At 67.3% G+C, this 1,304-nt stretch carries 2 protein-coding genes; both read right to left on the reverse strand.

The window, feature by feature from the left end:
• The coding region (locus ABZ117_RS34185; RefSeq protein WP_356826700.1) for an alpha-amylase family glycosyl hydrolase at positions 1-872 on the reverse strand (872 nt) is incomplete at its 3' end.
• Positions 869-1,304: alpha-glucosidase C-terminal domain-containing protein (locus tag ABZ117_RS34190; protein ID WP_356826702.1), on the reverse strand; the 436-nt coding region annotated here is incomplete at its 5' end. The genes ABZ117_RS34185 and ABZ117_RS34190, both read right to left, overlap by 4 nt.

Below are 1,304 nucleotides of genomic sequence, written 5' to 3' on the forward strand. Positions count from 1 at the left end.
ATCACGGGGAAGTGGAACGCCATGTGGCACTCGTCGCCGCCGACCCGGTAGTCGCCGAAGTAGTCGACGACGTCCTCGGGCCACTGGTTCGCCTCCGCCAGCAGCACGGTGTCCGGGTACATCGCGTCGATCTCGCGCCGGACCCGTCTGAGGAAGGCGTGCGTGGCGGGCAGGTTCTCGCAGTTGGTGCCCTCCTCGGCGTAGAGGTAGGGGACCGCGTCCAGACGGTAGCCGTCGATGCCCAGGTCCAGCCAGAAGCGCAGCGCGGCCATGACCTCCTCCTGCACGGCCGGGTTCTCGTAGTTGAGGTCCGGCTGGTGGGAGAAGAAGCGGTGGAAGTAGTACTGGCCGCGCACCGGGTCGAACGTCCAGTTGGAGACCTCGGTGTCGATGAAGATGATGCGGGCGTCCTGGTACTGCTTGTCGTCGTCGGCCCACATGTAGTAGTCGCCGTACGGGCCGTCGGGGTTCTTGCGGGACTCCTGGAACCACGGGTGCTCGTCGCTGGTGTGGTTCATGACGAAGTCGATGATGACGCGCATGCCCCGCTGGTGGGCGGCGTCCACGAACTCCACGAAGTCGGCGAGGTCACCGAACTCGGGCAGCACGGACGTGTAGTCCGAGACGTCGTAACCGCCGTCCTTCAGGGGCGACTTGAAGAACGGGGGCAGCCACAGGCAGTCCACGCCGAGCCACTGGAGGTAGTCGAGCTTGGCGGTCAGTCCCTTCAGGTCGCCGACGCCGTCGCCGTTGCTGTCCTGGAAGGAGCGGACCAGTACCTCGTAGAAGACGGCGCGCTTGAACCACTCCGGATCCCGGTCCTTGGCGGGAGTGTCCTCGAACGTGTCCGGTACGGGATCGTTGACGGTCATGACGCTGCGGGCCCTCCGATCTGGGGCGTCGATCGCCCGACGTGGAGCACGTGCGCCGGCGTCCGGCCGGGCGTGAGACGCACGTAGTTGGTCCTGCCCCAGCGGTACGTCTCGCCCGTCAGTTCGTCGTGCACGGACAGGGCGGCGTGCCGGTCCAGGCCGAGTTGCGGCATGTCCAACGAGACCGTGGCCTCCTGGGTGTGATGCGGGTCGAGATTGACGACCACGATGACCGTGTCCGCACCCGTGCTCTTGCTGTAGGCGAGCACGGCGTCGTTGTCGGTCCGGTGGAAGCGGAGATTGCGCAGGCGCTGTAGCGCGGGGTGCCGCCTTCGCGCGGCGTTGAGGCGGGTGATGAGGGGGGCGATGGTGCGGCCCTCGCGTGCGGCGGCCTCCCAGTCGCGGGGGCGCAGCTGGTATTTCTCGGAGTCC

It is taken from the genome of Streptomyces sp. NPDC006309, assembly GCF_040613095.1.
Lineage (GTDB): Bacteria > Actinomycetota > Actinomycetes > Streptomycetales > Streptomycetaceae > Streptomyces.